Raw genomic sequence first — 26,411 nt, 5'->3', positions numbered from 1 at the left:
GAAGCGGAACATGGATGCACGAGTACTTTTGATCACGATGGCAGCCGTATGTGTAGCGGGGTGCGCGCAGGAAGATGTGGCAGCGGGTGGAACCGCACAGGCGAACGCCGGGTCGTCATCTGCCGCCGTACGGAACGCGGGCAGTGGCCAGGAGGTGGCGCCTGCAACGGCTACAAGCGCGCGCGGAACGATTCCGTCATCTGCTGGGGGAGGCATGTCCGCTGGGGATTCGCCTTATCTGGCTGCAGAAAGTGCAATGCTGCAGGACGGTGCACTGTCCGTGGAGCAGAGTGATGCCATCCTCGCATCCGACAAGGTCTTCGAAAAGACAGTCCGGGCGTTTGCCGATGATGCCGGGAAGCGTCCTGAAGCGCAGGACCTGACCGCCCACTACAGGCAGGCGATTGCACGCAGCCTCGGCAAGGACGAATCCCTGGGTGAATTTGCGTGTGGGTACAGTCTGTGCATCGGTTCGGTGCGTACCCGATCGGCTGAAGCGTACGAAGCCTGGACCGAAAAGTTTGGATTGGACGCTGCTGCGCCCACCTACAGTTTCTCGGGCCTGAGCAAGAAGCTCGACCAGCGGAACCATGAGGGAAGGTTCGTGTTTTCCACCGATCCTGCTGCCCGTTCGATGATCACCAACCAATAGGCTGGCATGGTTGGGCAGCGCCCGCGTCTGGGCCGGCGCTGCCTCGGTCAAGGCAGCACTTGCACCAGGTACGACTCGATGACGTAGCTGAAAGGCTGCTGCTGGCGGTCGCGCAGCAGGGCGCGCACTTCCAGGATCACGCCGTGATCGCCTTCGCCCCGCGGAGGCCAGAACGTCTGGTCAGCCAGGGTCTGGCGCTGGAAACCGAGCGGGCCGACCACGCGACCGAACGGTTCGTCGGTGCTGTCCAGCACCTGGTTCATGGCCGGGCTGAGGTGGCCAGGCAGGTACCAGTTGTCGGCCTCGGACAGCACGCGGCTGCCGCAGACCAGCTGTACGCGGCGATAGCGCAGTTCGGTACCCGGCTTCGCGCCCAGCGCCTGCAGAACGTCGGCGGGGGCAGGCTTGTCCTGGCCGTGCACGCGCACCGCGCGCACCCGGGCTTGTTCGGCCAGCCCATGTTCGGCGCACCAGTGTTCCAGCGTGGCGGTGGCGCTCTGCCCGGACAGCACGCGCTGGTGCAGGCGCTCGACCAGTGCAGCCGGTGCGATGCGCTGCTGGCCCGGCGGCGACTGCAGCGGTGCAGCGGCCGCAGCATCAGTGGCGGACAAGCTGGCGATCGGGGCGGCGGCAAGCAGGGATGCGGCCTGCCAGCGGCGGAGGCGATCGTGGCGGTCGGACGGGCCCATGCGGCATCACAACGGAAACAGGCGCCCATGTTACCTGTTCAGGGGTGTGCACGGCGTGGCTGCGACCGGTTGTCGCAGGCGCAATCATCGTCCTGGTGAATGCGTGCCATCCAGATATTTCGTTGGTCGATGGGTGCAGCGGGGCGCACGATGGCGGCAGTCTTGGCATTCCGGGAGTTCCCGATGACCCTCCAGTTCGTCCATGGCGGTGTCGACCGCAACGGTGCGCCGCTGCATTTCCATATCCGTGATGGCCGCATCAGCGGCCTCAATGGCGAGGCCGCGCCGGCGGACGGGACGGAATGCGTGGATCTGGAGGGCTTCGCGGTGCTGCCCGGCCTGGTCGACGGCCACATCCACCTCGACAAGAGCTTTGTCGGCGACCGTTGGCACCCGCACCAGCCGGTGAACACCCTGCGTGAGCGGCTGGCGGTGGAGAAGGCGGCTGTGGCGGGTGCGTCACCGATGGTTGACCGTGCCGAGGCGCTGATCCGCCAATGCAGTGCTTTCGGTACCGTGGCGATGCGCTGTCACGTCGATATCGATGGCAGCACCGGCGTGCGCCACCTTGAAGCGGTACGCGAGGCCGCACTGCGCTGTGCCGACATCATGCGCATCCAACTGGTGGCGTTCCCGCAGGCGGGCGTGATTTCCTGTGCGGGCACCGCCGCGGTGCTGGAGCAGGCCCTCGCCGCTGGCGTGGAAGTGCTGGGCGGCATCGATCCGACGACCCTGGACGGCGATGCCGAAGGCCAGCTGGCGCTGCTGTTCGGCCTGGCCGAGCGCTACGGTGTGCAGCTGGACATCCATCTGCACGAGCCGGGCGAAACCGGCCTGGCCCAGCTGCTGCGCATCGCCGCGCGGACACGGGCCGCCGGCCTGCAGGGGCGCGTTGCGGTCAGCCATGCCTATGCGCTGGGCGACGTGCCACTGGCGCGCGCGCTACAGGCGGGCGAAGCACTGGCCACGGCGGGTGTGGCGATCATGAGCAACGCGCCGGGCGATCATCCGTTCCCGCCGCTGCGTGCGCTGCATGATGCCGGTGTGCGCGTGTTCGCCGGCAACGACAACATCCGTGACTGCTGGTGGCCGTATGGCAATGGCGACCTGCTGCAGCGGGCGATGCTGCTGGGCTACCGGTCCGGCTTCTACACCGACGCCGACCTGATGCTGGCGCTGGACATGGTCACCACCCATGCCGCGCAGGCGATCGGCCTGCCGCAGCATGGTATTGCCGAAGGCCAGCCAGCCACTTTCGTGGCGGTGCGTGCCGACCACGGCCCGGCCGCGGTGGCGGCGGTGCCGGTGGAGCGCCGCGTGGTGGTTGATGGTCGCTGGCTGTAGATCCACGCCGCGCCACCCCCTGTAGTGCCGAGCCATGCTTGGCGGCTTTTCAGGCGTAATCGTCAGCGCGGGTAGCGACGAATTCCTCAAGCCACGCCAGTAGATGGGCGATGTCGATGACCTCGCCCTGTTCGACGCGCTTGAGCAGCAGCGTGCTGGCGCCGATCTGCAGGCTGCTGTCGGCATAGCGCAGTACCGCGTCGATGCCCCAGGCATCGGTCACCTGCATCCAGGCCAGGCCCGGCACGCGCTGGGCCAGGGTGTCACCGAACGCCACGCCCAGCGCTTCCCAGCCGGCACAATCGTCACGATCGATCAGCTCGGCGTCGACCACCCGTTGCAATGTGCTGGCGGTCAGCGGCCACTGTACCGGCAACGTCGGGAAGCTGGCAGCCACGCGTGCGGCGATCAGTCCACGCTGGTGCTGCAGATGCGTCTGCAGGGCAGCGGGCAGGGGATCGAAACGGGTGGGAACTTCGTCGGACATGGCAAGGCGCCGTGGAGCACGGAAACAACAGGCACTCTACGAGGCGACGTTGCCGGCCGTGCAGCCGGATTGATCAGATATCGATGATCAATGCGCGAGATCCACGCACGTCGGGGTCAGATCCGTTCTCCTATGGAAAGCGGATCTGACCCCACGCCGGGCAATGCAGCGGTCGAGGTTGCGGGCCAGCGGCCGGCACCACCTCAGGTGCGGTGGTCAATCCGGTTCGCGTTGCACCTGCCGCCACAGCTCGCTGGCCAGTGCGCGCACGGCCTCATCGGCATCGGCACGATGCAGCAGGCCGATTTCGTAGTTGTCGATCACCGGCAGCTCACGCTCGCCATCGATGATGCGGTGCTCGCGGCTGACCGCGCGGCGCGGCAGCAGGCTGATGCCGATGCCATCGGCCACCGCGCCCTGGATGCCGCTCAGCGACGAGCTGGTGAAGGCGATGCGCCAGCGCAGGCCCAGCGCTTCCACGGCGTGGATCATCTCGTCGCGGTACAACCCTCGCGGAGGAAACGTGACCAGCGGCAGCGGCTCCTGCTGCAGGCAGCTGCTGCGCAGGCTGTCGATCCAGTGCATCGGCTCGCGCCGGCAATGCACCGCCTGGCGGCTGTTGCGGCGCTGCTTGACCAGCACCAGGTCCAGCTCGCCGTGGTCGAAGCCCTGCGCCAGGTCACGGCTGAGGCCGCTGCTGATCTCCAGCTTCACCTGCGGGTGGCGACGGCTGAAGGCGGCCAGCATGCGCGTGGTCTGCGGGTTGACGAAATCCTCGGGCACACCGATGCGGACGGCGGTCTCCACCATCGCACCGGCCAACGCCTGTGCCATTTCCTCGTTCAGGTCGAGCATGCGCCGCGCGTAGCCGAGCAGGGTGTGGCCGGCGTCGGTGGGGTGAACGTCGCGGTGGCCGCGTTCAAGCAGGCGATGCCCGGCCAGTTCCTCCAGCCGCCGCACCTTCTGGCTGACTGTGGACTGGGTCGAATGCAGGCGCGTGGCCGCCGTGGTGAAGCTGCCGCAGTCGGCCACCATCACCAGCGCCCGCAGCAGGTCCAGTTCGAACAGGGTTCTATTCGATTTGGCACTGTCTTGCATTTGAACATTTCACTTCTGGATACCCAGGCCGACTTCTACCATGCAGGGCAGAGGCCGGCAATGCGCGGCTGTTGCTACCGTCACCCCGTGCTCCGTGGTGACGGACATGAGGAGACACTGCCATGCGCGTCCATCGTTCCCCTGGCTGGCCTGCACCGTTCGCGCGCGTGCTGCTGTTGTGCCTGCTGGCCATGGTCACCCCGGCCTGCACCGCAACGTCCAACGCCGACGTCGATGGCCGCCTGCGTGATGCTGCCAGCCGCGGTGACGCTGCTGCGGTGCGACAGGCGATCGAGGAGGGCGCCACGCTGGAGGCGCGCGATGGACAGGGCCGCACCGCGCTGCTGCTGGCCACGCATGGCAACAACGTGGATGCCGCGCGTGAGCTGATCGAAGCCGGCGCCGACGTCAATGCCAAGGATGCGTTGCAGGACAGCGCCTACCTGTATGCCGGTGCGCGCGGCCTGGATGAGATCCTGGCGATGACCCTGGTGCATGGCGCTGATCTGCGCAGCACCAACCGCTATGGTGGCACCGCACTGATTCCAGCCGCCGAGCGCGGCCACGTCGCCACGGTACGTACGCTGCTGCGCGCGGGCGTAGCGGTAGACCATGTCAACCGGCTGCACTGGACCGCGCTGCTGGAAGCGATCCTGCTCGGCGATGGCGGTGCGCGCCACGTGCAGATCGTGCAGCTGCTGCTGGATGCCGGCGCCGACCCGGAACTGGCCGACGGCGACGGCGTGACGCCGCTGGCGCACGCGCGCCAGCGCGGCTACACCGGAATCGAAACCCTGCTCCGCCAGCACGGCGCGGTGCGCTGAACCGCAACCCCTTCCACCCGCACGCTGGGCGTGCCCACCAGGATGCTGTCCATGTTCCGTTCCCGTCCGTTGTCCCTCGCCATCCTCCTTGCGGTGGCGCCACTGTCGGCCGCTGCCGCCGAGCGCGCCGACCTGCTGATCCGCAATGCCACCGTGGTCGACGTCGAGCACGCCAGCACCCTGGCCAGGCAGAGCGTGGTGATCCGCGGCGAGGACATCGTCGCTGTCGGCCCGGATGCACAACTGCGCAGCCAGTGGAGCGCAACCCGCCAGATCGATGCCAAGGGCAAGTACCTGATCCCGGGGCTGTGGGACATGCACGTGCATTTCGGCGGTGGCCCGGCGCTGATCGAGGAAAACAAGGCACTGCTGCCGCTGTACATCGCGCACGGCATCACCACGGTGCGTGACTGTTCCGGCGATCTGCCCGAGCAGGTGCTGCAGTGGCGTGGCGAGATCGCCAAGGGCACCCTGTTCGGCCCGCGCCTGCTCAGTTCCGGAGCGAAGATCGAAGGCATCAAGCCGGTCTGGAAGGGCACGATCGAAGTGGGCAGCGAGGCCGACGCCGACAAGGCAATCGCCCGCCTGCAGCACGACAAGGTCGATTTCGTGAAGATCACCGACAGCACGCTGAGGCCGGAACTGTTCCTGTACTCGGCCAGTGCCGCGCGCAAGGCCGGATTCAAGGCGTCGGGCCACATCCCGATGGCGCTGACCGTGGAGCAGGCGGTCGATGCAGGCCTGGCCTCGATCGAGCATCTGGACTATGCATTCAAGGCCGGCAGCAAGGACGAAGCGAAGATCGCCGCCGACTTCGGTGCCGGGCGCATCGACCGCGCCGAAGCCAACCGCCGCCTCGACGCCAGCTTCGACCGTGACACGGCGATGCCTGCCTACCGTGATTTCGCCAAGCGTGGCGTGTTCGTGACCCCGACCCTCAACGGTGGCCGCATCCTCGACTTCCTTGACCAGGATGACCACGCCAACGACCCGTACCTGGCCTACATCGGCCCCGGCCTGCGTGCGACCTACCAGTGGCGCGTGGACCGCGCGGCGAAGGCGACGCCGGCGCAGATCGAAGCGCGCCATGCGCAGTACCACCAGGTAGCTGCAGTGCTGCCGATGCTGCAGGAGGCCGGCGTGACCATCATTGCCGGCACCGATGCGGGCTTCCTCAATTCGTTCAACTTCCCGGGGATCGCCCTGCACCAGGAACTGCAGCTGTTCGTGAAGGAGGGCCTGAGCGCGCCGCAGGCGCTGTCGGCCGCAACCCGTTCCGGCCCGGCCTGGTTCGGCCAGATGGACCGTTACGGTGGTGTCGCGCGGGGCAAGGCCGCCGACCTGGTCCTGTTGACCGCCAACCCGCTGCAGGACATCGCCGCCACCGAGAAGATCGACAGCGTGATCCTGCGCGGCAACGTGTATGACCGCGCCGCGCTGGACAAGATGCTGGCCGATACCAAGGCCAAGGTCGCGGCGTGGAATGCCGAGGCGGCGAAGGCCAATTGATGATGCGGCCGGTGACCTAGCGCGGCGCCGGCCGCATTCCGTGCAGCTGCGGCAGTGCGGCCTTCATCGCATCGATGAAGGCGCGCAGCCGCGGCGGCTGCTGGCGCGCGGCCGGAAATACCACGTGTACCGGCAGTGCCGGTGCCTGCCAGTCCGGCAGCAGCTGCACCAGCCGCCCCTGTGCAAGGTCGTCGGCCACCAGCCAGGCCGAGACCACCGCTGCGCCCAGCCCGGCGCGTGCAGCCTGCTGTACCACGAACAGGTTGTCGCTGAGCAGGCGTGGGCTGATTGACAGCGTATGCGCCCGGCCCTGCGCATCATGCAGCAGCAGGCGTTCGCGGTAGTAGGTGACCAGCGAGATCCACGGCAGCGACTGTGCCTGTTCCGGCGTACTGACCGCCGTGGCGTCCGCCAGCGAGGGCGCTGCCACGACGATGCGCGGCACTTCTGCCAGCGGCAGTGCGACCATGCGCGGCTCATCCACCGGGCCGACCCGCACCGCGCAGTCGATGCCTTCGGCGATGAAATCCGGGCGCCGATCTTCCAGGATCCACTCCAGGCTCAGCTGTGGGTGCTGGGCGAGGAACGCGAGCATGGTCGGCAGCAGCTGCGCCTGGCCGAAGGCGTGCGGCACCATCACCCGCAGGCGTCCGCGCAGCGTTTCCGGTCCGCCGTTCAGTTCGGCCTGCAGCGACTCCCATTCGTCAACCACACGCTGCGCATGACGCTGGCAGCGCAGGCCGTCCTCGGTCAGTTGCAGGCCGTGGGTGGAGCGCTGCAGCAGGCGCAGACCGAGCTGCCGCTCCAGGGCCTGCAGGCGGCGGCTGACCGTTGGCTGGGTGGTGCCCAGTTGCACGGCGGCGGCAGACAGGCTGCCCGCATCGACGATGCGCAGGAAGGTGCGCAGCAGATCCAGTCGATCTGCGCCAGCGGTGAGGTCGGTCATGCGTATAACGTATGAAGGATATGCATTTCAGCCTACTACAGGCGTAAGGCGAATACCGGCAGGATACGTCCACTTTCTTCAGTGGACGCCCCATGTCGACTCCCTCGCTTTCCGTGGCCACCAACCCGGCGACAGCCCCCTCCACCCCGCTGGTGCTGGCAATGGCGGGCGGTGCCGGGTTCTCGGTCGCATCGCTGTACTACTGCCAGCCGATGCTGGGCCTGATTGCCCAGGACCTTGGCGCCGGTGAACGCGCCGCGGGCCTGGTGCCAACCTTGACCCAGCTCGGCTACGCACTGGGCATCCTGCTGCTGGCACCGCTGGGTGATCGCTTCGACCGCCGCCATCTGATCCTGTTGAAGTCCGCGCTGCTGGCGCTGGCACTGGGCGCCGCCGCGATGGCTGGGCACCTGCCAGGCCTGCTGATGGCCAGCCTGCTGGTCGGATTGATGGCCACGCTGGCGCAGGACATCGTACCCGCCGCTGCGGTGCTGGCACCGGATGCGCAGCGCGGGCAGATCGTCGGCCGGGTGATGACCGGCCTGTTGCTGGGCATCCTGTTGTCGCGGGTGGTCAGCGGCGTGGTGGCTGAAGCCTGGGGCTGGCGCACGCAGTTCGTGCTGGCCGCGGTATCGGTGGCGTTGATGGGTGCGGTGCTGTCACGCGCACTGCCGCGTTTCACGCCGACCAGCACACTGCGCTATCCCGCACTGCTAGGCTCGCTGCTGGCGCTATGGCGCGAGCAGCCGCAGCTGCGCCTTGCCGTGGCAAGCCAGTCGCTGCTCGCGGTCGGTTTCGGCGCGTTCTGGTCGACGCTTGCATTGATGCTGCATGCACGCCTCGGCCTGGGCAGTGCGGCGGCGGGTGCGTTCGGTATTGCCGGTGCAGCCGGCGCACTGGCCGCACCGTTCGCAGGTCGCTTCGCCGATCGATTGGGCAGCCATGCGGTGGCACGGTTGGCAATCGCGGTGGCGCTGCTGGGCTTCGGGTTGCTGCTGGCCGAGGCCTGGCTGCCAGCCGTCGCGCTGCTGCCGCTGCTGGTAGTGAGTGCGCTGCTGTTCGACTTCGGCTTCCAATCGGCGCTGGTGGCACACCAGACCCTGGTCTACGGCCTGGTGCCACCCGCACGCAGCCGGCTCAATGCGCTGCTGTTCACTGGTATGTTCATCGGCATGGCCGCGGGAGGGGCGCTGGGCAGCCTGGCGCTGGCGCAGTGGGGGTGGCACGGCGTGGCCTGGCTGGCGGTGATGTGTGCCGGCGGCAGCCTGCTGCTGCGTTTGAAGTAGGAGTGGGCAGGGCTTGCAGCCCTGCACCTGCTGGAGGCAACAGCTACAGCAACAGCAACATCAACGGCGGGGTTCCTGTAGGTGGGCGGGGTAGGTCCGGTTGCGGCGTCCCCGCACTCCGACACCGCCCCGCCATCCCCAGGAAAGCCCGCTTTTGCTGTTGAGGTTGCCGGCCAGCGGCCGGCACTGACGCAGGTGCAGGGCCGCAGGCCCTGCCGAACAACCGCCTAATCGTGATCGCTGTCGTCCAGGCTGATGATGCCGCGCCGCAGCGCCTGGGTGACCGCATGCGTGCGATCGCCCACGCCGAGCTTGTCCATCAGGCTCTTCATGTGCGCCTTCACCGTCTGCTCGGAAATCTGCATGCGCTCGCCAATGCGCTTGTTGGACAGACCGCTGGCAACGTGGCGCAATACCTCGGTCTCGCGCGGCGACAGGCGATCTTCCACCACGTGCGCGGCGATGCTGGCGGCCACCGCTGGGGGAATCGGCGCGCGGCGACCGCCGGCCACCATGCGGATGGTGTCGACCAGTTCATGGCGCAGCATGTCCTTCAGCAGGTACGCGCTGGCGCCGGCCTGCAGCGCACGCACTGCGCGCACGTCGCCGCGGTAGGTGGTCAGCACGATGATGCGCGCACGCGGGTCGAGTGCACGGATCCGCACGATCGCTTCCACGCCATCCAGGCGCGGCATCTGCAGGTCCATCAACACCACGTCGGGTCGCAGCTGCTGGTAGCGCGCGATGGCTTCCTCGCCATCGGCGGCTTCGCCCAGCAGGCGCAGGTCAGGCTGGGCGCCGAGCAGCGCGGCCAGGCCATCGCGCAGCAGCGGGTGGTCGTCGACCACCAGCACGCCGATCGGGGTACGGGACTCAGTCATGGTTCGGTCTGCTCCAGGGCCAGCGCCAGCGCCAGCGCGACGGACGGCGGTGATACAGGCGCCGGGCAGGGACCGCCAGCGCCACTTCGGTACCCAGGCCTGGGCGGGTCCACAGCTGCAGCTCCGCGCCAAGCCGTTGCGCCCGCTCGCGCATGCCCTGCAGGCCCCAGTGCCCGTAGCCGGCATTATCGTCCGCGATGCCGACGCCATCGTCGCGCACGTGCAGCAGGAAACAGCGCGTGCCGTAGGACAGTTCCACTTCGATGGCGCCCGCATTGGCGTGGCGCAGTGCGTTGCGTATCGCCTCGCGGCCGATCAGGAACACCTCTTCTGCGGCATCGGCCTGCAAGGGGGGCGTCGCGCCCTCGACGGTCAGGCGCAGGGGGTTAGTGCCGTGGCCGGCATACTCGGCATGCACGTCGGCCAGTGCCGAGGCCAGGTCGCGCCCGGCGAACGGACCGTCGCGCAGCGCGTTGACCCGCTCGCGGCCCTCGGCCAGGTTGCGTTCGGCCAGCTGCATGGCCGCTTCCAGCTGGCTGCGCACCGGCTCCGGGGTCTGGGGTGACTGGCTGATCGCATGCAGGCGCAGGATCAGCCCCTGGCTGCCCTGCAGCAGGGTGTCATGCAGGTCGCGCGCGATGCGTTCGCGCTCACCATTGCGTTCCTGCAGGCGCGCGCGGAACAGTGCCGCCAGCTGGCTACTGCGGATGCGCACTGCCACCACCAGCAGCGCCAGCACGGCAATCGTGCACAGCAGCTTGAACCAGACCGTCTGCATGAAGGTGGGTGCGATGCGGAAGCTGCGGCTGGCTGGCGTGGCGCTCCAGATGCCGTCTTCGTTGGCGGCCTCCACTTCGAAGCGATAGCTGCCTGGCGCCAGGTTGGTGTAGTAGGCACGCGTGCTGCTGCCGGCATCCTGCCAGCGGTCATCGACGCCGGACAGGCGATAGCGGTAACGGTTGCGCTCCGGGCGTGCCAGCGACAGCGCGACGTAGTCGATCTGCAGCTGGCTGGTGCCCGCCGGCAGGCGCAGGCCGTCATGCAACGGCAGGTGTTTGCTGCCGTACAGGACGTCACCGATGCGCACGCTGGGCGGCGTGATGTTGACGTGCGAACGCGTGGTATCCAGCCACGCCAGGCCCTGGTTGGTGGCCAGCCACAGCAGGCCGTCATCGGCCAGCGCGGCGGTGGGGATGGGGCCGCTCTGCAGGGCAATGCCCGGCATGCCATCCACGGCATCGAACAGGCGCGGCGTCACCGGGGATCCCGCGCGCAGTGCGCGCCGCAGCTGGCTGCTCTCGAGCCTTACCAGGCCACGGCTGCCATTGAGCCACAGATGCCCTTCCGCATCGGCGACCATGCCGGTGATGCCTTCGAGGACGCCGGCCATGTCGGTGCGCACGGCAACGAACGGCCCCTCGCCGACGCGCGCGGCCAGCCCGGCTTCGCCGGCTACCAGCAACAGGTCCCGGTGCTGCAGCAGGGCGGTCACCGGCCCTGCCGAAAGGCCCTGCGCTGCGCCAAAGGTCTCGATGGCCGCAGTGCCCATCCGGCGCACGCGACCATCGGCGTAGCCGAGCAGCAGTTGGCCATGGGCGTCCAGCGCCAGCGACGAGCAGGCCTGCTCGGGCAGGCGGCCAGCGCGCTGCCATTGGTTGTCCCGGTAATGCAGTACACCGCGTTCGCCGGCGCATACCCAGGCCTGCGCCTGGTCGGGAAACAGCAGGGCGTGCAGGGGTTGCCCGGTGAAGGGTGCGGGCAGCGGAATCAGCGTGGTGCGGCCTTCGACAGTGCGCGCCAGGTTGACCCAATCGAACTGCCAGATCGGTGCAGGTGCCTGCCGTGCCGCGGCCTGCAGCTGCGCGGCGCTGCCTTCCAGCAGTGGGCGCCGCAGGTCGTAGGGCTTGAGGTCTTCGCCGTAGCCGTACACCCGCCCGTCAGTGGTGCGCACCAGCGAGCGGTACGGATCAGCGGGGCCGGCCGCCAGGGTGTGCACGCTGCGCGCGCGGAAGCGGTTGAGGCCAAGATTGGTACCGACCCAGAGGTTGCCTTCGCGGTCGGCGATGATCGGCACCGCCGAGGTGGCAGTCAGGCCGTGCGGTGAATCGAAGCGCTCCATGCGCACGGCACGGGTGCCGTCGAATGTGACCCGGGCGACGCCTCCATGCGGGCTCATCGTCGCCCACAGTGTGCCGTCGGTGGTGAACTGCATGCGGGCAGCGACCAGGTCGGGCAGGCGCCGCGCCTCACGTTCGGGCTCGGCCAGCAGCCCCTGTGCGTTTGCCAGCGGCGAGGCGCCACGGACGCGGTCAGCCAGCCACACCTCGCCCTGCGGGTTCTCCGCCAGTGTTGCCATCTGGGAGACGGCGATGCCGGTATCGGTGAACGCTGCCTGGTGCGGCCCGCGCATCCAGATCTTCAGATCGGCCAGTACCCAGAATGTGCCACGGCTGTCATGCAACACCCATTGCACGCGGTGTTCCGGCAGCCCGGCGGAGGCCGGCGGGGGCTGCCAACGCCGGCCATCGAACCAGCGCAGTCCACCATTGACCGCCGCCCAGAGGCGGCCCTCGCGGTCCTGGCTGAAGTGCGGCACCACGCCGACCGGTACGCCTTGTTGCCGGCCATAGTTGTACAGTTGGCCGCGTGCGAGTTGGCTGATGCCGGCCTGGAAGTAGCCGATCCACATTGCGTCATCGCGCCCGACTGCCAGGGTGACCATGTTGGTGGACGGCAAGCTGCTGCCCGCTGGCGGCGCCTGGCGTTCAAAACGGCGGCCGTCGAAGCGGTACAGGCCTGAACCGGTCGCCAGCCACAGCAGTCCATCACGGTCCTGCGCAATGTCCCAGATATCGCCAGGCGCACCCTGGCCGACCCGCCACGCGGTGTGCTCGTAGCCAGGCAGTCCGCTGCTCAGCACGGGACGCTGCACGGCGAGCGCGGGCAGGGCGGTCATCAACATCAGGCACGTCAGCAGCGCAGGCAGGCGACGCAGGAACGGGAAGGGGCGGCCACGCATGGCGCGCATTCTGGCAGGTGCGGGGCAGGCCCGGGTGACCCGAACGGGGTAGGCGCCCCGCGTCACCGTCGGCTATCACGCCGGCATGTTCCCCGGAGCCCGGCCATGCAGCGCCTGTTCGTGATGTTTCCCGACCGCGGCCCGGGCGTCGGCCTGCTGTGGCTGCGGCTGTGCGTTGCGGCCGCTCTTTGTGCGCCCGGTATGCCAGGTGGCTGGTTGTCGGCCTTGTGCCTGCTGGCCGTGGCGATGCTCGCACTCGGCGTGCTGACCCCCCTGGCGGCGGTGATGGCGGCCACAGGACTGTCCGCGCTGCCCGGGCCATGGCCATTGGCGCTGCTGCCTCTGGCCCTGCTGGTGCTGGGGCCGGGCGCCTATTCGCTGGACGCGCGGTTGTTCGGTCGCCGCGTGATCGGGCGCCGGCCTCCCCCATTCGGGTAGGTGCTGGCCTCGACCGACGGGGGTAGGGCATCGCGCGCACGCGCCGCACCATGGGCCATCCCCCCGCGGCGTCCTCGATGGCCACCGTCCTTCCGCATGCCCCCCCCGCCGCGTCGCTGGCACCGCAGCAAGCCGCCGCGTTGCAGCGGGCACTGCGCTATGTCGATGAACACCTGTCACAGCCGCTGCGGGTGACCGAACTGGCGGCCGCTGCTTGTGTCAGCCGTTTCCATCTGGTGCGCCTGTTCCGCACCGGTACCGGCGCCAGTCCGCTGCGCTACGTCCGCCGGCGCCGTATCGAACGTGCGCGCCAGCTGTTGTCGATCCAGCAGCTGCCCATGTCCAGCCTGGCGCAGCAGCTGGGCTTCTTCGACCAGAGCCATTTCGTCCGCAGCTTCCGTGCGGAGACGGGCTGCAGTCCCGGCCAGTACCTGGCCGGTGATGCCGCCCTCCTGCTTCCCCCAGACCTTGATTCCAACGGAGTCCACGCATGAACCCTGCCACCGCCACGCCCGCCCCGTCCCTGCTGTCACCGACCGACCATGCGCTGGTACTGATCGATTTCCAGTCGCAGATGGCATTTGCCACTCACACCATCGACATCTCCGCGCTGCGCAACAACGTGTCGTTGATCGGCAAGGGCGCCAAGGGCTTCAACGTGCCGGTGCTGCTGACCACGGTGGCGGAGGCCTCGTTCTCCGGCCCGATGTTCCCGGAGCTGCCGGTGATCTTCCCGGGCCAGCCGGTGTTCGACCGCACCTCGATGAACACCTGGGAAGACCAGCCTGTGATCGATGAGATCAACCGTATCGGCAAGCGCCGGCTGGTGATGGCCGGCCTGTGGACCAGCGTCTGCATCGTCGGCCCGGCGCTGTCGGCACTGGCGCAGGGCTTCGAGGTCTATGTGATCACCGATGCCTGTGGTGATGTCAGCGAGGAAGCACACGAGTGCGCGATCACCCGCATGGTGCAGGCCGGTGCGGTACCGATGACCAGCGTGCAGTACCTGCTGGAGCTGCAGCGCGACTGGGCGCGTGGTGAGACCTACGACCTGACCACCGGCATCGCGCGCGATCACGCGGGTGGCTACGGCATCGGCATCCAGTACGCCAAGCGCATGTTCGGCGCGCAGGAAGGCGGGCACTGAGCATGCTGGCTGGCCATGGCCTCGACCTAGCCCTGCTGATGCTGCGCGTGGCCGCCGGCGGATTCCTGCTGCCGCATGCGCTGGGCAAGCTGTTCGGCTGGTTCGGTGGCCCGGGGCTGCCCGGGTTCGCCACCGAGTTGCGCGGCTTCGGGTTGCCGGCGGCAGCGCCGTTGCCGCTGCTGCTTGCCCTGCTGCAGGTGCTGTCCGGGCTGGCCGTGCTGCTGGGCTGGCAGACCCGCATCGCCGCGCTCGTGGCAGCGGCTTTCATTGGCTTCACCGTACTGTTGGCCCTGCCCAAGGGCTGGTTCTGGATGCGCGGGGGCAGCGAGTACCCGTTGATGTGGACCACGGTACTGCTGGCCCTCGCGCTGGCCGGTCCCGGTGCCTGGGCGCTGGACGGCCAACGCCTTCCGGGAGATATCGCATGAGTCACGATCCACTCGACCACGGCCGCCGCAACGTGATGCTGGCCAGCGGCGCAGCCGTGGCGCTGGGCTTGGCCGGCCGCGCCGGTGCCGCACTCGATTCCACTTCCAAGGAGCGTCGCATGAGCACGCTGGTCATCCGCAATGCCCGCATCACCACGCTCGATCCGCAGCAGCCGCATGCACAGGCGTTGGCCGTGCAGGAAGGACGCATCGTCGCGGTCGGCAGCGACGCGGAGATCATGCGCGATTGGGGCAATGAAGCGACCCTGGTCGACGCGCAGGGCCGGCGCCTGCTGCCGGGGCTCAACGACAGCCATACGCATCTGATCCGCGGTGGCCTGAACTACAACCTGGAACTGCGCTGGGATGGACTGCGCTCGCTGGCTGACGCGATGGCGATGCTGAAGGCACAGGTCGACCGCACCCCGGCGCCGCAATGGGTCCGCGTGGTCGGTGGCTTCACTGCCGCGCAGTTCAACGAGAAGCGCCTGCCCACGCTGCAGGAGCTCAACGACATCGCGCCGGATACGCCGGTGTTCCTGCTGCACCTGTACGACCGCGCGCTGCTCAATCGCGCCGCGCTGCGCGCCTGTGGCTACACCAAGGACACGCCGGATCCGCCGGGCGGGCAGATCGTGCGTGATTCGCTGGGCAACCCGACCGGGCTGCTGCTGGCCAAGCCCAATGCGCTGATTCTGTACGCGACGCTGGCGAAGGGCCCGCGCCTGCCGATCGAGTACCAGGCGAACTCGACGCGACATTTCATGCGTGAACTGAACCGGCTCGGCATCACCTCGGTGATCGACGCCGGCGGTGGCTTCCAGAACTATCCCGAGGACTACCAGGTCATCGAGCAGCTGCACCGCGATGACCAGCTGACAGTGCGCATCGCCTACAACCTGTTCACCCAGAACAAGGGCAAGGAGGTGGATGACTTCCGTGGCTGGAGCGAGATCCTGCAGCCGCGCCAGGGCGATGACCTGCTGCGCCACAACGGTGCCGGGGAGATGCTGGTGTTCTCCGCGGCCGACTTCGAGTTGTTCAACGAACCGCGACCAGAGCTGCCGCCGGAGCTGGAGCCGGAACTGCACGACGTGGTGAAGCTGCTGGTCGAGAAGCGCTGGCCGTTCCGCATCCACGCCACCTACGACGAGAGCATCAGCCGCATTCTCGATGTCTACGAACAGGTGAACCGTGAGGTGCCGTTCGATGGCCTGCACTGGTTCATCGACCACGCCGAGACCATCACCCCGCGCAACATCGAGCGCATCCGCGCGCTGGGTGGCGGCATCGCCGTGCAGCACCGCATGGCCTACCAGGGCGAAGCCTTTGTCGAGCGCTACGGCGTGCAGGCCGCACGGCAGACGCCGCCGGTGAAGCGGATGCTGTCCGAGGGCGTACCGGTGGGCGCGGGTACCGATGCCACCCGCGTGGCCAGCTACAACCCATGGGTGGCGCTGTCGTGGCTGGTGACCGGGCGTACCGTCGGTGGCCTGGCCCTGTATGGCGACGAGAATCTGCTGGAGCGCGAACAGGCGCTGCGCCTGTGGACCCAGGGCAGCGCCTGGTTCTCCGGCGACGAGGCGGTGAAGGGCACCCTGAAAGCCGGCCAGCTGGCCGACTTCATCCTGCTCTCGGCCGACTTCTTCCGCGTTGACGATGCGCAGATCGCCGACATCACCAGCGTGCTGACCGTGGTCGGTGGACGCATCGTGCATGCCGACGGCGACTATGCGGGGCTTGCGCCGCAGCTGCCGCCGGCGATGCCGGACTGGTCACCGGTCAACCGTTTCGGTGGCTACCATGTCGGGGGCGCCGCCACCGGATTGGCGGCCGCCCATCGCCACCATCACGGCGTGGCCTGCAGTACCCACGGCGTGCACGGGCATGCCGCGCAGCATGCGGCGCCCACCGATGACCTGACCGCGTTCTGGGGCGCGATGGGATGTTCGTGCTTCGCGTTCTGAGCCTGGCGGTGTTGGCTGTGCCAACGCTTGCACTGGCCTGCGAGGGTGGCCGTTGCACTGACGCCGGTGACGACCAATTGCGATGGGACGCCTCACTGCGCTTGCGCGGCCTGTACTACGACCCGGCCCGGTTTGGCATCGGCGGCGGCGAAGATAGCTATGGCCTGCTGCGTGCGCTGGCCTCGGCTACCTATGTGGAGGATGCCTGGCAGGCGAAGCTGCAGCTGGGCGTGCATGCTGAGAATGGCAAGGCAGGCGGCCCCGGCCGCACGGACCGCAGCGCGCTGGACGTGCAGCAGGCCTACTGGCGGTGGCAGCGTGGCAGCTTCCACCTGCAGCTGGGACGGCAGGAAGCAGGCTATGGCAGTTCGCGGCTGCTGTCGGTGCGCGATGGGCCGAATATCCGCCTGGCCTTCGATGGTGCACGCTTGGGATGGAAGGGTAGCCTCGGCACGCTTGATCTGATGGCGCTGCGGCCGGTGCAGAATCGACCGGGAGCCTTCGATGATCGCGGCGAGCACGGTGCCCACCTGTGGGGTGCCTATGCCACCACGGCACGCGCGCAGGGCGCAGGACAGTGGGATCTGTACCTGCTGGACTACCGCCGGGAAGGCGCACGCTTCTCGGCGGGTGTCGGCACCGAGCGTCGGCAGACCGTAGGTGCTCGCTGGTTCGGCCAGTCCGGTGCACTGGACTGGAACAGTGAACTGGTGGCGCAGGGCGGTGAACTGCGCACCTCGGCAGCGACGCTCGACATCCGTGCCTGGACGCTGGCCACCGATACCGGCTGGCGCTGGACGCACCTGCCGCTGCAACCGCGGCTGGGGCTGAAGGCGGACATCGCCAGTGGCGATGGCAATCCACGAGACGGCCGCCTGGGAACCTTCAATGCACTGTTCCCGAAATCGGCCTACTTCAGCGAGGCCAGCCTGCTGGCGCCGGCCAACCTGATGGACCTCCAGCCGACCCTGACCCTGCGCCTGCACGACGCGGTGACGACGGAGCTGGGCGTACAGATGGCCTGGAAGCATCGTCGCGCCGATGCGGTGTACACCACGCCGGCACCGCAGGTGGCGTTGCCGGGCAGCGCCGGTGGCGCTCGCCGCATCGGCACTCAGTACAAATCCGAAACCCGCTGGCAGGCCAGCGAACACTGGCAATGGCAGCTGCCGCTGGCCTGGGTCGATGCCGGTCCTGCACTGAAGCAGGCCGGTGGCCAGGACACGCTGTTCGCCTCGATCGTTGGAGCATGGCAATGGTGAACGCAACCGCGTCGCAACCCCCCGCACAGGCCGCAGGTGCCTGGTCCCCGCTGAGGATCCGGATGTTCCGTTCGATCTGGCTGGCGATCCTGGCCAGCAACATCGGCACCTGGGTCAACGACGTGGCCGCCGCCTGGGTGATGGCCGAGCGTACCGGCTCGCCACTGATGGTGGCCCTGGTGCAGTCGGCGACTACCGTACCGATCGTGCTGCTGGCGCTGGCCGCTGGAACGCTGGCCGACATTGTCGATCGCCGCAGGTACCTGCTGGCGACCCAGGGCTGGATGCTGCTGGTGGCGGCAGTGATGGCGGCGCTGACGGCGATGGACATGCTGAGCCCACAGCTGCTGGTGTTGCTGACCTTCTGCATGGGGTGCGGTGCCGCGATGGCGATGCCGGCGCAGGCCGCTATCGTGTCCGAACTGGTGCCGCAGCCGATGCTGGCCTCGGCGGTGGCGCTGAACTCGATCGGCATCAACATCGCACGCTCGATCGGCCCGGCCATCGGCGGTGTGATCGTCGCTCAGCTCGGTGCGGTCTGGGCGTTCGGTTTCAACGCCATCACCTTCGCCGCGATGCTGTTCGTGGTGTGGGGCTGGAAGCGCGACCCGAAGCAGTCGAGCCTGCCACCGGAAGGTTTCGGTGCAGGCCTGAAGGCGGGCCTGCGCTACGCCAGCCGCGCGTGGCGGCTGCAGGCGGTATTGATCAAGTCGGTCGGCTTCTTCTTCTTCGCCGCCGCGATGAACGCGCTGCTGCCGGTGGTGGTGCGTGGGCAGATGCACGGCGGGGCGGGGCAGTACGGCATGCTGCTGGGCTGCATCGGTATCGGTGCAGTGGGCGGTGCCTTGCTGCTGCCGAAGCTGCGCGCACAGCTGGACCGCGACCTGCTGGTGCTGCTGGCCACGCTGTCGCTGGCGCTGAGCCTGGTCGGCCTGGCGCTGACCCGTAGCTGGTACGTGCTGCCGCTGGTGATGCTGGTCAATGGTTTCGCGTGGATCACCGTACTGTCATCGCTGCAGATCGCCGCGCAGACCGCGGTGCCGGCATGGGTACGTGCGCGAGCGCTGGCGCTGTACATCATGGTGTTCTCGGCCGGCATGGCGGCCGGTGGCCTGAGCTGGGGCGCGCTGGCGCAGCGTACCTCGCCGGAGCTGGCGCTGCTGGTGGCCGCCGCAGGTGCGGTGATCGGTGGCCTGCTGGTGTGGCGCGTGCGCATCGCCGGTACCGAAGACCTGAACCTGCGTCCGGCCGGGCACTGGCCGGCACCGGAGCTGTCGGTGCCGGTGTCGAACGATCGTGGCCCGGTGCTGGTCACGATCGAGTACCGCATCGACGATGCTGATCGTGCCGCGTTCCAGGCACAGATGCGCGCTCTGGGCACCATCCGTCGTCGCGATGGTGCCGTGGTCTGGGGCGTGGTCGAGGATGTGGCCACCCCGGGCATCCACCTGGAGTATTTCGTGACCCCGTCGTGGCTGGAGCACCTGCGCCAGCACGAACGCATCACCGCCGACGACAGGGCGATCCAGGAGGCGCTGCGGGAGCTGCATCGCGGTGAGCGTGCCCCTGTGGTGCGTCATTTCGTAGGCGGGCACGACCCGCTGCCGAAGACCGGCGTGCCGCATCACCACAGCGATATCTGACCTGCCGGCTCTACCGAAGGTGCGGCGGCACCGTTACGGTACCGCCGCAGCACATCAACTGCGTGCGAACGCCAGCAGATCGGCGTTGAACTGCTCGGCGTGGGTGATGGTCAGGCCGTGCGCGGCACCGGGATACACCTTCAGCTCGGCATCCCTGATGATCTGCGAGGACAGCTTGGCCGAAGCATCGAACGGCACGATCTGGTCGTCATCACCGTGCACGACCAGCGCCGGCACGTCGATCTTCTTCAGGTCGTCGGTGTAGTCGACTTCCGAGAACTCATGGATGCAGTCGTACTGGCCCTTGACGCCGCCGAGCATGCCCTGCAGCCAGAACGCGTCACGCATGCCCTGGGTGACGCTGTTGCCATCGCGGTTGGCGCCGAAGAACGGCGTGGTCAGATCCTTGAAGAACTGCGAGCGGTCGCCACCGGTACCCTTGCGGATGCCGTCGAAGACTTCCAGCGGGGTGCCGGCCGGGTTCGCCTCGGTCTTCAGCATCAGCGGCGGCACGGCGCCGACCAGCACCACCTTGGCCACGCGGCTGCTGCCATGGCGGCCGATGTAGTGCGCGACTTCGCCACCCCCGGTGGAGTGGCCGACCAGGATCGCGTCCTTCAGGTCCAGGGCCTCGATCACCGCCGCCAGGTCATCGGCGTAGGTGTCCATGTTGTTGCCGTCCCAGGTCTGGCTGGAGCGGCCGTGGCTGCGCCGGTCATGGGCGATCACGCGGTAGCCGTTCTGGCCCATGAACAGCATCTGCGGGTCCCAGGCATCGGAGGACAGCGGCCAGCCGTGGGCGAACACGATCGGCTGGCCGGTGCCCCAGTCCTTGTAGAAGATGCGCGCGCCGTCGGCGACGGTGACGAAGTTGCTCATTGCGGTTTCCTTGGCGGAAGGGAGGGATGGCGCTGACGAACGTGCCAGTGCCGCCGCCAGTACAGCGCACGGCCCGGCAGCCGGCTTGCACGGCTGTGCTTGAATGCCGCTGTTGTGACGCGTCTCGCTCTGGTCTCCGGCGGCTTCCGCGCTGACGATGATGGCCTTCCTGTCGAGGCGCCTGCGATGTCGAGAGTGCGATGCAGCCCGCTGTTGGGCCTGCTGCTGGCCACGGCGGTCCACGCGCAGACCAACGTCTACAAGTGCGTGGATGGGCCACATCCGGTCTATCAGCAGACACCCTGCCAGGGACGCGCGGAATGGCGCTGGGAGGTGCCGGAGGAGCAGTCGCTGTCGCGCGGACCGGTGCCAAGGACGACCCGGTCGGGCAACGCGTTGCGGACGTCGCCGCGTACCGCGCGCTCGGGGCGGCCGCAGGCCGCGCTGATACCCATCAGTAGGGACCCCGGAGCTTGTGAGCGCGCACGCCAGCACCGCGGGAACGTGCTGGCCAGGAACGAGCGACTGGACTTCCTGCAACGCCGTCAGCTGGACGACGCCGTGTACGACGCCTGCCGCTGAGCGCGGCTCACGAAAGGCCAAAACGGCAACGGCGCCCTGAGGCGCCGTTGTGCGTGGATACGGATGGCGGGGCCTCAGCGGCCGTCGCTGGCGGCAGCCGGTGCCGGCGAAGGCACGCTGTCCGGCTTGGGCAGGCTCAGTTCCGGGTTGCCCTGTTCGGCCTGCAGGATCTGGATGCGGCGCTGCAGGGCATCCAGCTGGCTGTTGGTGCTCTGCACGTCGGTGCTGAGGCTGACGGCCTGCTGCTGTGCCTGCTGCAGGGCGGCGCTGACCTGGGCCGACTGTGCCTGCTGCTGTTCCATTTCCTGCTGCAGGGTGCGCAGGCGTTCCTCGTTGTAGGCCACCAGGCGCTCGGTGTAGCGCTTGCCGGCTTCCAGGCGGATGGTATCGATGTAGACCTGGGCCAGCTGTTCGGACTGTTGCGCAAACGTACGGTAGACCCGCTCGGCGTTGTCGACGGCATCGGTCTTGATCACCCTCCAGAAGTTCTTCTCCTGGAACAGGGCGACGTAGTAGGTCAGGGTGTTGGCGTTGAACAGCAGGCTGGCGCCGTAGTTGCCGTTGTAGGTCGTGCGCAGCTCGGTCAGCTGGCGCGAATCCATCAGCTGCTTGAGCTCGTCAACGGTGTTGCGCACCACCGGCGCGCTGCGGGCGGCCGGCTCGGCGGCTGCCTCACGGTCGCCACGGGCAGCCATCGCCGCCGGTGCCACCAGCATCATGGCCACGGCCAGCAGTGCCGCGCCGCGCGCGTGCCGGGCGAAGACCGCGCCCCCTGAAGTTTCTCGCATGTCTAGACCATCCACGGATGAGTGTGGGTTGAGATGAAGGTGGTTCCCCGCCGGGAGTCTAGCATGGGCGCGGGCGCCGCCAAGGCCGCCCGTCACGGGTCAGTAGACCAGCTGCGCCGCGCTGCACTGGATCGACTGCACGTTGACGTCGGTGCGGCCGAGTTCCAGGCCCAGCACGCTTGCCAGCAGGTTGGTCAGCAGGGTGCCGACGCTGTTGAGCACCGGCCGAAGGGCGGCCAGGATCGGCTTGAGCAGCGTGCACAGCAGGCCACTGCAGCTCACGCTGCCATCCGGATTGGTGACGCCGGTTCCACCGGTACCATCGAGGAAGCCGGCCGGCGCGGTCTGGATGTACGAGGCGAGGTTGTTGCGTACGCAGCCGTTGTAGTCGATCAGGTTGCCGAGCAGGCTGTCGCAGCGGTTGATCAGGAGGCCGCCGACCAGTGAACCCAGCAGGCCATCGAGAAGGCCCAGGCCCTGTCCGGTGACGGTTGTCTTGTAGCCGGTCCACACCGAGCCATCTTCCCAGCACGTGGTCAGGCCCAGCAGGCAAGGCTTGGGTACACCATTCTTCACCGTCCAGTTGCCCAGCGGCGCCAGGTTGCGCGACGGATCGCCATCGCGCAGCAACGGGATGACCTGATCGACGTTGTAGCGCCCCCCCGTGGGAAAGGCCGCCAGCAGATAGCGGTCGGCCAGTGCCTTGGCAGTGTCGTTGGCGCTCATGCCCTGCTTGGGCGAGCTGAGCATGCCCGCCAGCACGCGCAGCAGTTCATTGACCAGGTCCGACACTGCGTTGCCCACAGCCAGTGGATTGATCCGGGTCGAGGCGGTTTCGCCGGCAGCCAGGGTCAGGCTCTGCGAGCCGGTCAGGGCCGGCAGGGTGATCTTGTCATTGATCAAGGGCTGCCCGAGCAGTTTCAGTAGTTGCTCGTTCTTCAGGGTGGCGTCGCAGACATTGCTCCTGGAAAAGCGCTGCGCCGGGTCGACGTTGCCGACACAGGCGCGCAGCACCGACGAATCGACCTGGATGGTGGCCTTCTGTGGGCTGGCGCCGCATTGGATGCCGGTCAGCGTGCCCATCGCATTGGCGACATCGACATGCAATGGCAGGTGCAGTCGCGTGCCCAGCAGGTTCAGCAGCGGGCCCACCGCGAACAGGTTGTTGCTGTCCACGTCGACCATCAGCCGCACCTGCGCGTTGTACGCGCGTGTGCCGACACCGCCGATGGCGATCGAGGGTGGTTCGACCACGCCGGCCTGGATGTTGATGCCCAGCAGGTCCAATCCCTTGACCGCCACGCCGTTGCCGTCGTTGGCGATGGAGATGGCGGTGCTGATCAGGTTGAGGACATTGACCTTCGTTTCCAGCGCGCTGCCGACGGTGCCATCCGGCGAGACGACTTCGGCGAACAGGCCGCCGCCGCCGGACTGGCTGCCCAGCACGATATTGAGCTTGTTGATGTCCAGTTGGGTGGCGACCAGATCGGACAGTGCGCGCAGCTGTACGCCTACGGCGGTATCGCGGCCGACCACGGTGGCAGTGGCATCGACCAGCTGTGCCAGCGAGATCTTGTTGACCGACAGCAGCCGGTTGAAGTCGGCCACGCTGAGGTTGGCGCTGACCGGGATGTTCAAGGCCTTGAGCAGGCCCGATGGGGTGACATTGGCCTGGGCCAGGCCGTCATAGGACAGGACGGTGGCATTGGTGACATCCAGGCCGACCAGGCGCAGGGTCGACAGCAGGACCGAGTCGCCATTGGTGCGCAGCAGCTGCGAACCGACCGCGAACACCGCAGTCGGTTCGGAACGTCGGGCCACCGCCTCCACGCTGACGGTGGGCAGGCGGGTGTTCTGGCCGAAGAACGGCAGCACGCTGCGCTGCGCGACCACCTGCACGGCATTGCGTGGGTTGCTGGCATCGATGGTGGTGACGAAGCGGTTCGACGTGCTGCGTGCGGCGCTCCAGTTGCCGCAGCGGATCTGCAGGGTGCCTGCAAACTTGTTCTGGGTGACCGCGCTCTGCCGTGCTGCGCTGTTGTCGCTGTTGTCGGACGCGCACAGCTCCAGCCGCTGTGCACCGGCCAGTGCCGCGAGGTCGGCGACTTTCTGTGCGTCGCGCTTGGCCCAGAACAGGTAGCCGATCTCGATCAGGCCCAACATCGCCAGCAATGCCAGCATGACCAGCATCATGGTGATCGACATGCCGCCGCGTGGGCGGCTGAAACTGAACTGGCGTGGGCGTTTCATGGCCTACCTCAGCGTTCGGATGAGGATGTTCCCTTGGACTTGGCGACATCGGTTTCGAAGAAGTCCGGGATCTCGTGTTCGAAGCTCTTCAAATAGCGGGCATAGCTCAGCGTGGCCTGGTCGCCGAGGATCGGCAGGCGCTGCCCGGCCTGCTGCCCCGATGCCTGCAGGCGGAACAGGTCGCGCGCGGTATCGCCGATCTGTGTGCGAACAGGGCGGGCCACGGGTGCGACGTGATCGGTGGCAGCGATCGCCGGGGCAGCGATCGGTGATGCCGATGGAGCAGGGGCGGCAAGGTCCACCGTGGCCAATGCCTCGGACTGCAGTGGTTGCGGGGCCGCTGCGACCGGCGCATTGCCGCCGAGCATCTGCCCGGTCAAGGGTTGCTGCTGCGCCTGCGCGACACCGGTCATCAGCAGGCAGGCCAGTGCAGGCAACAGAGGTCGAGTCAGGGGCATCGCGCTCATGGAGTATTCCCGTTCGGCTGATCGGAGGTGCTGAAACGTTCCAGCATCGAGGGCGGCAGACGTTGCGGGTCGCGCGCATCGCGGGCGTCGCGACGTGGTTCGGCGGCGAGGCGCGTGGTGCTTTGCTGCACGCGGCTGGTGGCACCGGCGTTGGCGCGGGCATACGGGGACGCAGGAGCAACCTGCGCCGCGGCGGCCTGGCGCTGCTGCAGGCGCGTGCGGATCTGCGCGGCCTGTTGCTGGATGCTGTGCTGGGTGTCCTCGTTGAGGTTGGCCTGCTGGACCAGGCGCTCGGCGGTGGCGACATCCCCGCGCAGTACCGCCCACAAGGCAAGGTTCGCGGTGGCCTTGGCATTGCCCGGCGACAGTTCCAGTGCCTTGGCAAGTGGCTCGCGCGCCTGCTCGAAGCGGCCGGCGCGCAGGCGTGCGTAGCCAAGATCACCCAGGTAATCGGTGTTCAAGGGCTGCAGCTGCGTCGCCCGCGCCAGTGCCTCCTCACTGCCGCGGTCGTCATCACGTCGCGCAGCGATCAGGCCCAGGCCGTGCGCGGCTGCAGCGGCCTGCGGGCTGCTGGAAAGTTCCCGGTACAGGGCGATGGCCGCGTCGGCCTGGCCGGTCTCGCGCAGGGCGTCGGCCTGCAGCAGGCGCAGCGCCGGCGGATCGCCGTAGCGCTGGCGGAAGGCGTCGACGTGGGCCAGCGAGGCATACCACGCACCCTGCTGCTGCATGCGCCCGATCAGTTCCAGGTAGGCATTGCGGCTGTCCTGCGGTGCCGGTTCGGGCGCGGCCAGGCTGGGCGCGCGCAGGTACTTCGGCGTGGTCGATGCGCAACCACTTGCGACGGCGGCGAGGGCAAGCAACAGGCAGGAGGTACGCAGGGCAGGCATCAGGGCGATCCCATCTTGGACATGGTGGTGGCCAGCGCGACCAGCGCCGGGCCGGCAAGAACCAGCATCAGCGCTGGCAGCAGGGTCAGCATCATCACCACGGTCATCTTCACCGAGAGCTTGCCGACCTTTTCCTTCAGGGTGTTGCGGCGCTGTTCGCGCAACCGGATGCTGAACTGCCGCAGCGGTTCCTGCACCGCGCCGCCATGCGCGTGGACCTGCAGGATCAACTGCATCAGGCTGGTCAGGTCGTCATCCGCATAGACCTCACTCAGGCGACGCAGGGACTGCGCGCGGGTACGGCCATGGGTGTAGGCGACGTTGGCTTCCTGCAGCTCGCCGCCGAGCACCGGCAACGCATCGCGCAGCTTGTCGCCCAGCGTCTGCAGGCTCTGGTCCATGCTGAACCCCACGCCCTGCAGCAGGCGCAGCAGGTCGATAAAAAGGGGCAGCTCGTTGTCGACCGCGCGTCGCCGCCGCTTCACCCACGAAGAGAGGATGAACTTCGGCAGCAGCAGGCCTGCTGCGAGCGCACCGATCACGACCATCATCTTGGCCAGCCCCTGGGCGCTGCTGAATGCCAGGGCCAGCGCCAGCACCAGCACGCCCAGCAGCAGGCGCAGGCCAAGATAGATGGCGGTGCCACGCCGTGTGTTCCAACCCGCCAGGTCCAACAGCAGCCGGTCTTCATTGGCCAGCAGCGCGGATTCCAGGCGGCCGCCACTGAGCGCGCGCCCGAAGCGTTCCAGCCAACCCAGCGAATCACGGCGCGCGGCCTCCGTGTCGCGCATCTCATCCCGGGGTTGCAGTGCGGTCTTCAAGGTGGCCGAGGTGCGCTGTTCGCGGTGGCTGCGGACCCATCCGGCGATGCCCAGCAGGGCAACACCGGCGGCCAGCACCAGCAGGGACAGCGCAAACCAGGTGCTGGCACTCATCGG

The 26,411-nt window shown here is 68.0% G+C and carries 25 protein-coding genes; 13 read left to right on the top strand and 12 right to left on the bottom strand.

Going from position 1 to position 26,411, the window contains the following annotated elements:
- Positions 1-214 precede the first annotated feature (214 nt).
- Positions 215-652 (top strand): hypothetical protein, encoded by a 438-nt coding sequence (locus tag QP512_RS11700; RefSeq protein WP_286068703.1) that lies wholly within the window; start codon positions 215-217, stop codon positions 650-652.
- 47 nt (positions 653-699) lie between these two features.
- Here the strand turns inward: QP512_RS11700 and QP512_RS11695 are convergent, their stop codons facing one another.
- Positions 700-1,341 carry a hypothetical protein gene (locus QP512_RS11695; RefSeq protein WP_295568818.1) on the bottom strand — a complete coding sequence of 214 codons (642 nt, stop codon included), beginning with the start codon at positions 1,339-1,341 and terminating at the stop codon, positions 700-702.
- Between the two features lie 183 nt (positions 1,342-1,524).
- On the opposite strand from QP512_RS11695, the gene QP512_RS11690 reads away from it, so the two are divergent.
- Positions 1,525-2,685, top strand: coding sequence for an amidohydrolase family protein (locus tag QP512_RS11690; RefSeq protein WP_286068699.1), 1,161 nt, complete (start codon positions 1,525-1,527; stop codon positions 2,683-2,685).
- 49 nt (positions 2,686-2,734) lie between these two features.
- On the opposite strand, the gene QP512_RS11685 is transcribed toward QP512_RS11690, so the two are convergent.
- Both QP512_RS11685 and QP512_RS11680 read right to left on the bottom strand, forming a co-directional pair.
- Positions 2,735-3,172: a DUF3806 domain-containing protein gene (locus QP512_RS11685; protein ID WP_286068698.1), complete on the bottom strand. Its 438-nt coding sequence runs from the start codon at positions 3,170-3,172 to the stop codon at positions 2,735-2,737.
- Positions 3,173-3,388: 216 nt separating this feature from the next.
- A complete protein-coding gene (locus QP512_RS11680; RefSeq protein ID WP_286068697.1) occupies positions 3,389-4,270 on the bottom strand; it encodes a LysR substrate-binding domain-containing protein in 882 nt (293 codons plus the stop codon).
- Between the two features lie 122 nt (positions 4,271-4,392).
- On the opposite strand from QP512_RS11680, the gene QP512_RS11675 reads away from it, so the two are divergent.
- A complete protein-coding gene (locus tag QP512_RS11675) occupies positions 4,393-5,094 on the top strand; it encodes an ankyrin repeat domain-containing protein (protein WP_286068695.1) in 702 nt (233 codons plus the stop codon).
- A gap of 51 nt (positions 5,095-5,145) precedes the next feature.
- A complete protein-coding gene (locus QP512_RS11670) occupies positions 5,146-6,603 on the top strand; it encodes an amidohydrolase family protein (RefSeq protein WP_286068694.1) in 1,458 nt (485 codons plus the stop codon).
- A gap of 16 nt (positions 6,604-6,619) precedes the next feature.
- Here QP512_RS11670 and QP512_RS11665 read toward each other — a convergent pair whose 3' ends face one another.
- A complete protein-coding gene (locus QP512_RS11665) occupies positions 6,620-7,549 on the bottom strand; it encodes a LysR family transcriptional regulator (RefSeq protein WP_286068693.1) in 930 nt (309 codons plus the stop codon).
- A gap of 92 nt (positions 7,550-7,641) precedes the next feature.
- On the opposite strand from QP512_RS11665, the gene QP512_RS11660 reads away from it, so the two are divergent.
- On the top strand, positions 7,642-8,835 hold the full coding sequence (locus QP512_RS11660; RefSeq protein WP_286068692.1) for an MFS transporter: 1,194 nt from the start codon (positions 7,642-7,644) through the stop codon (positions 8,833-8,835).
- Between the two features lie 227 nt (positions 8,836-9,062).
- Here the strand turns inward: QP512_RS11660 and QP512_RS11655 are convergent, their stop codons facing one another.
- Entirely contained in the window at positions 9,063-9,716 is a 654-nt protein-coding gene (locus QP512_RS11655) for a response regulator transcription factor (RefSeq protein WP_286068690.1), read from the bottom strand.
- Positions 9,709-12,744, bottom strand: coding sequence for a sensor histidine kinase (locus QP512_RS11650; RefSeq protein ID WP_286068688.1), 3,036 nt, complete (start codon positions 12,742-12,744; stop codon positions 9,709-9,711). The genes QP512_RS11655 and QP512_RS11650 overlap by 8 nt, the downstream gene beginning before the upstream one ends.
- Before the next feature lie 96 nt (positions 12,745-12,840).
- Between QP512_RS11650 and QP512_RS11645 the strand changes: the two genes are divergently transcribed.
- The 7 genes from QP512_RS11645 to QP512_RS11615 all read left to right on the top strand — a co-directional run bounded on the left by QP512_RS11645 (position 12,841) and on the right by QP512_RS11615 (position 19,620).
- The gene (locus QP512_RS11645; RefSeq protein WP_286068687.1) at positions 12,841-13,173 is read left to right on the top strand and encodes a hypothetical protein; all 333 of its coding nucleotides are present in this window, start codon (positions 12,841-12,843) and stop codon (positions 13,171-13,173) included.
- Positions 13,174-13,223: 50 nt separating this feature from the next.
- On the top strand, positions 13,224-13,667 hold the full coding sequence (locus tag QP512_RS11640) for an AraC family transcriptional regulator (protein ID WP_286068686.1): 444 nt from the start codon (positions 13,224-13,226) through the stop codon (positions 13,665-13,667).
- A complete protein-coding gene (locus QP512_RS11635) occupies positions 13,664-14,320 on the top strand; it encodes a hydrolase (RefSeq protein WP_286068684.1) in 657 nt (218 codons plus the stop codon). The genes QP512_RS11640 and QP512_RS11635 overlap by 4 nt, the downstream gene beginning before the upstream one ends.
- Positions 14,321-14,322: 2 nt before the next feature.
- Positions 14,323-14,748, top strand: a complete 426-nt coding sequence (locus QP512_RS11630) for a DoxX family protein (RefSeq protein WP_286068682.1) — start codon at positions 14,323-14,325, stop codon at positions 14,746-14,748.
- Between the two features lie 119 nt (positions 14,749-14,867).
- Complete coding sequence (locus QP512_RS11625) at positions 14,868-16,715, top strand: amidohydrolase (RefSeq protein ID WP_286072038.1); 1,848 nt, start codon at positions 14,868-14,870, stop codon at positions 16,713-16,715.
- Positions 16,694-17,977 carry an alginate export family protein gene (locus QP512_RS11620; RefSeq protein ID WP_286068680.1) on the top strand — a complete coding sequence of 428 codons (1,284 nt, stop codon included), beginning with the start codon at positions 16,694-16,696 and terminating at the stop codon, positions 17,975-17,977. The genes QP512_RS11625 and QP512_RS11620 overlap by 22 nt, the downstream gene beginning before the upstream one ends.
- Positions 17,971-19,620 carry an MFS transporter gene (locus QP512_RS11615; RefSeq protein WP_286068678.1) on the top strand — a complete coding sequence of 550 codons (1,650 nt, stop codon included), beginning with the start codon at positions 17,971-17,973 and terminating at the stop codon, positions 19,618-19,620. The genes QP512_RS11620 and QP512_RS11615 overlap by 7 nt, the downstream gene beginning before the upstream one ends.
- Positions 19,621-19,674: 54 nt before the next feature.
- On the opposite strand, the gene QP512_RS11610 is transcribed toward QP512_RS11615, so the two are convergent.
- A complete protein-coding gene (locus QP512_RS11610) occupies positions 19,675-20,499 on the bottom strand; it encodes an alpha/beta hydrolase (RefSeq protein ID WP_286068676.1) in 825 nt (274 codons plus the stop codon).
- 186 nt (positions 20,500-20,685) lie between these two features.
- On the opposite strand from QP512_RS11610, the gene QP512_RS11605 reads away from it, so the two are divergent.
- Positions 20,686-21,081, top strand: a complete 396-nt coding sequence (locus QP512_RS11605) for a hypothetical protein (RefSeq protein WP_286068674.1) — start codon at positions 20,686-20,688, stop codon at positions 21,079-21,081.
- Positions 21,082-21,155: 74 nt separating this feature from the next.
- On the opposite strand, the gene QP512_RS11600 is transcribed toward QP512_RS11605, so the two are convergent.
- The 5 genes from QP512_RS11600 to QP512_RS11580 form a co-directional block, all read right to left on the bottom strand.
- Positions 21,156-21,869, bottom strand: a complete 714-nt coding sequence (locus tag QP512_RS11600; protein WP_286068672.1) for a DUF2968 domain-containing protein — start codon at positions 21,867-21,869, stop codon at positions 21,156-21,158.
- A gap of 99 nt (positions 21,870-21,968) precedes the next feature.
- Positions 21,969-24,119 carry a TadG family pilus assembly protein gene (locus QP512_RS11595; protein WP_286068671.1) on the bottom strand — a complete coding sequence of 717 codons (2,151 nt, stop codon included), beginning with the start codon at positions 24,117-24,119 and terminating at the stop codon, positions 21,969-21,971.
- A gap of 8 nt (positions 24,120-24,127) precedes the next feature.
- A complete protein-coding gene (locus QP512_RS11590; RefSeq protein ID WP_286068669.1) occupies positions 24,128-24,586 on the bottom strand; it encodes a DUF3613 domain-containing protein in 459 nt (152 codons plus the stop codon).
- Positions 24,583-25,473, bottom strand: a complete 891-nt coding sequence (locus QP512_RS11585) for a Flp pilus assembly protein TadD (protein ID WP_286068668.1) — start codon at positions 25,471-25,473, stop codon at positions 24,583-24,585. The genes QP512_RS11590 and QP512_RS11585 overlap by 4 nt, the downstream gene beginning before the upstream one ends.
- Positions 25,473-26,408, bottom strand: coding sequence for a type II secretion system F family protein (locus QP512_RS11580; RefSeq protein WP_286068667.1), 936 nt, complete (start codon positions 26,406-26,408; stop codon positions 25,473-25,475). The genes QP512_RS11585 and QP512_RS11580 overlap by 1 nt, the downstream gene beginning before the upstream one ends.
- Between the last annotated feature and the right edge of the window lie 3 nt (positions 26,409-26,411).

This window comes from Stenotrophomonas sp. 57, assembly GCF_030291075.1.
In the GTDB taxonomy this organism is placed as follows: Bacteria; Pseudomonadota; Gammaproteobacteria; order Xanthomonadales; family Xanthomonadaceae; genus Stenotrophomonas.
Note: the sequence above shows the minus strand (reverse complement) of the source record. Positions and strands in the feature narration are given on the sequence as shown.

What these genes read in the sequence shown, in the direction of transcription:
- QP512_RS11695 (WP_295568818.1), bottom strand. Translation starts at nt 1,341, where the DNA reads ATGGGCCCGTCCGACCGCCACGATCGCCTCCGCCGCTGGCAGGCCGCA.
- QP512_RS11665 (WP_286068693.1), bottom strand. Translation starts at nt 7,549, where the DNA reads ATGACCGACCTCACCGCTGGCGCAGATCGACTGGATCTGCTGCGCACC.
- QP512_RS11605 (WP_286068674.1), top strand. Translation starts at nt 20,686, where the DNA reads ATGTCGAGAGTGCGATGCAGCCCGCTGTTGGGCCTGCTGCTGGCCACG.
- QP512_RS11615 (WP_286068678.1), top strand. Translation starts at nt 17,971, where the DNA reads ATGGTGAACGCAACCGCGTCGCAACCCCCCGCACAGGCCGCAGGTGCC.
- QP512_RS11635 (WP_286068684.1), top strand. Translation starts at nt 13,664, where the DNA reads ATGAACCCTGCCACCGCCACGCCCGCCCCGTCCCTGCTGTCACCGACC.
- QP512_RS11590 (WP_286068669.1), bottom strand. Translation starts at nt 24,586, where the DNA reads ATGAGCGCGATGCCCCTGACTCGACCTCTGTTGCCTGCACTGGCCTGC.
- QP512_RS11680 (WP_286068697.1), bottom strand. Translation starts at nt 4,270, where the DNA reads ATGCAAGACAGTGCCAAATCGAATAGAACCCTGTTCGAACTGGACCTG.
- QP512_RS11660 (WP_286068692.1), top strand. Translation starts at nt 7,642, where the DNA reads ATGTCGACTCCCTCGCTTTCCGTGGCCACCAACCCGGCGACAGCCCCC.
- QP512_RS11700 (WP_286068703.1), top strand. Translation starts at nt 215, where the DNA reads ATGTCCGCTGGGGATTCGCCTTATCTGGCTGCAGAAAGTGCAATGCTG.
- QP512_RS11620 (WP_286068680.1), top strand. Translation starts at nt 16,694, where the DNA reads ATGTTCGTGCTTCGCGTTCTGAGCCTGGCGGTGTTGGCTGTGCCAACG.
- QP512_RS11690 (WP_286068699.1), top strand. Translation starts at nt 1,525, where the DNA reads ATGACCCTCCAGTTCGTCCATGGCGGTGTCGACCGCAACGGTGCGCCG.
- QP512_RS11595 (WP_286068671.1), bottom strand. Translation starts at nt 24,119, where the DNA reads ATGAAACGCCCACGCCAGTTCAGTTTCAGCCGCCCACGCGGCGGCATG.
- QP512_RS11580 (WP_286068667.1), bottom strand. Translation starts at nt 26,408, where the DNA reads ATGAGTGCCAGCACCTGGTTTGCGCTGTCCCTGCTGGTGCTGGCCGCC.
- QP512_RS11640 (WP_286068686.1), top strand. Translation starts at nt 13,224, where the DNA reads ATGGGCCATCCCCCCGCGGCGTCCTCGATGGCCACCGTCCTTCCGCAT.
- QP512_RS11650 (WP_286068688.1), bottom strand. Translation starts at nt 12,744, where the DNA reads ATGCGCGCCATGCGTGGCCGCCCCTTCCCGTTCCTGCGTCGCCTGCCT.
- QP512_RS11645 (WP_286068687.1), top strand. Translation starts at nt 12,841, where the DNA reads ATGCAGCGCCTGTTCGTGATGTTTCCCGACCGCGGCCCGGGCGTCGGC.
- QP512_RS11675 (WP_286068695.1), top strand. Translation starts at nt 4,393, where the DNA reads ATGCGCGTCCATCGTTCCCCTGGCTGGCCTGCACCGTTCGCGCGCGTG.
- QP512_RS11625 (WP_286072038.1), top strand. Translation starts at nt 14,868, where the DNA reads ATGAGCACGCTGGTCATCCGCAATGCCCGCATCACCACGCTCGATCCG.
- QP512_RS11670 (WP_286068694.1), top strand. Translation starts at nt 5,146, where the DNA reads ATGTTCCGTTCCCGTCCGTTGTCCCTCGCCATCCTCCTTGCGGTGGCG.
- QP512_RS11630 (WP_286068682.1), top strand. Translation starts at nt 14,323, where the DNA reads ATGCTGGCTGGCCATGGCCTCGACCTAGCCCTGCTGATGCTGCGCGTG.
- QP512_RS11585 (WP_286068668.1), bottom strand. Translation starts at nt 25,473, where the DNA reads ATGCCTGCCCTGCGTACCTCCTGCCTGTTGCTTGCCCTCGCCGCCGTC.
- QP512_RS11685 (WP_286068698.1), bottom strand. Translation starts at nt 3,172, where the DNA reads ATGTCCGACGAAGTTCCCACCCGTTTCGATCCCCTGCCCGCTGCCCTG.
- QP512_RS11655 (WP_286068690.1), bottom strand. Translation starts at nt 9,716, where the DNA reads ATGACTGAGTCCCGTACCCCGATCGGCGTGCTGGTGGTCGACGACCAC.
- QP512_RS11600 (WP_286068672.1), bottom strand. Translation starts at nt 21,869, where the DNA reads ATGCGAGAAACTTCAGGGGGCGCGGTCTTCGCCCGGCACGCGCGCGGC.
- QP512_RS11610 (WP_286068676.1), bottom strand. Translation starts at nt 20,499, where the DNA reads ATGAGCAACTTCGTCACCGTCGCCGACGGCGCGCGCATCTTCTACAAG.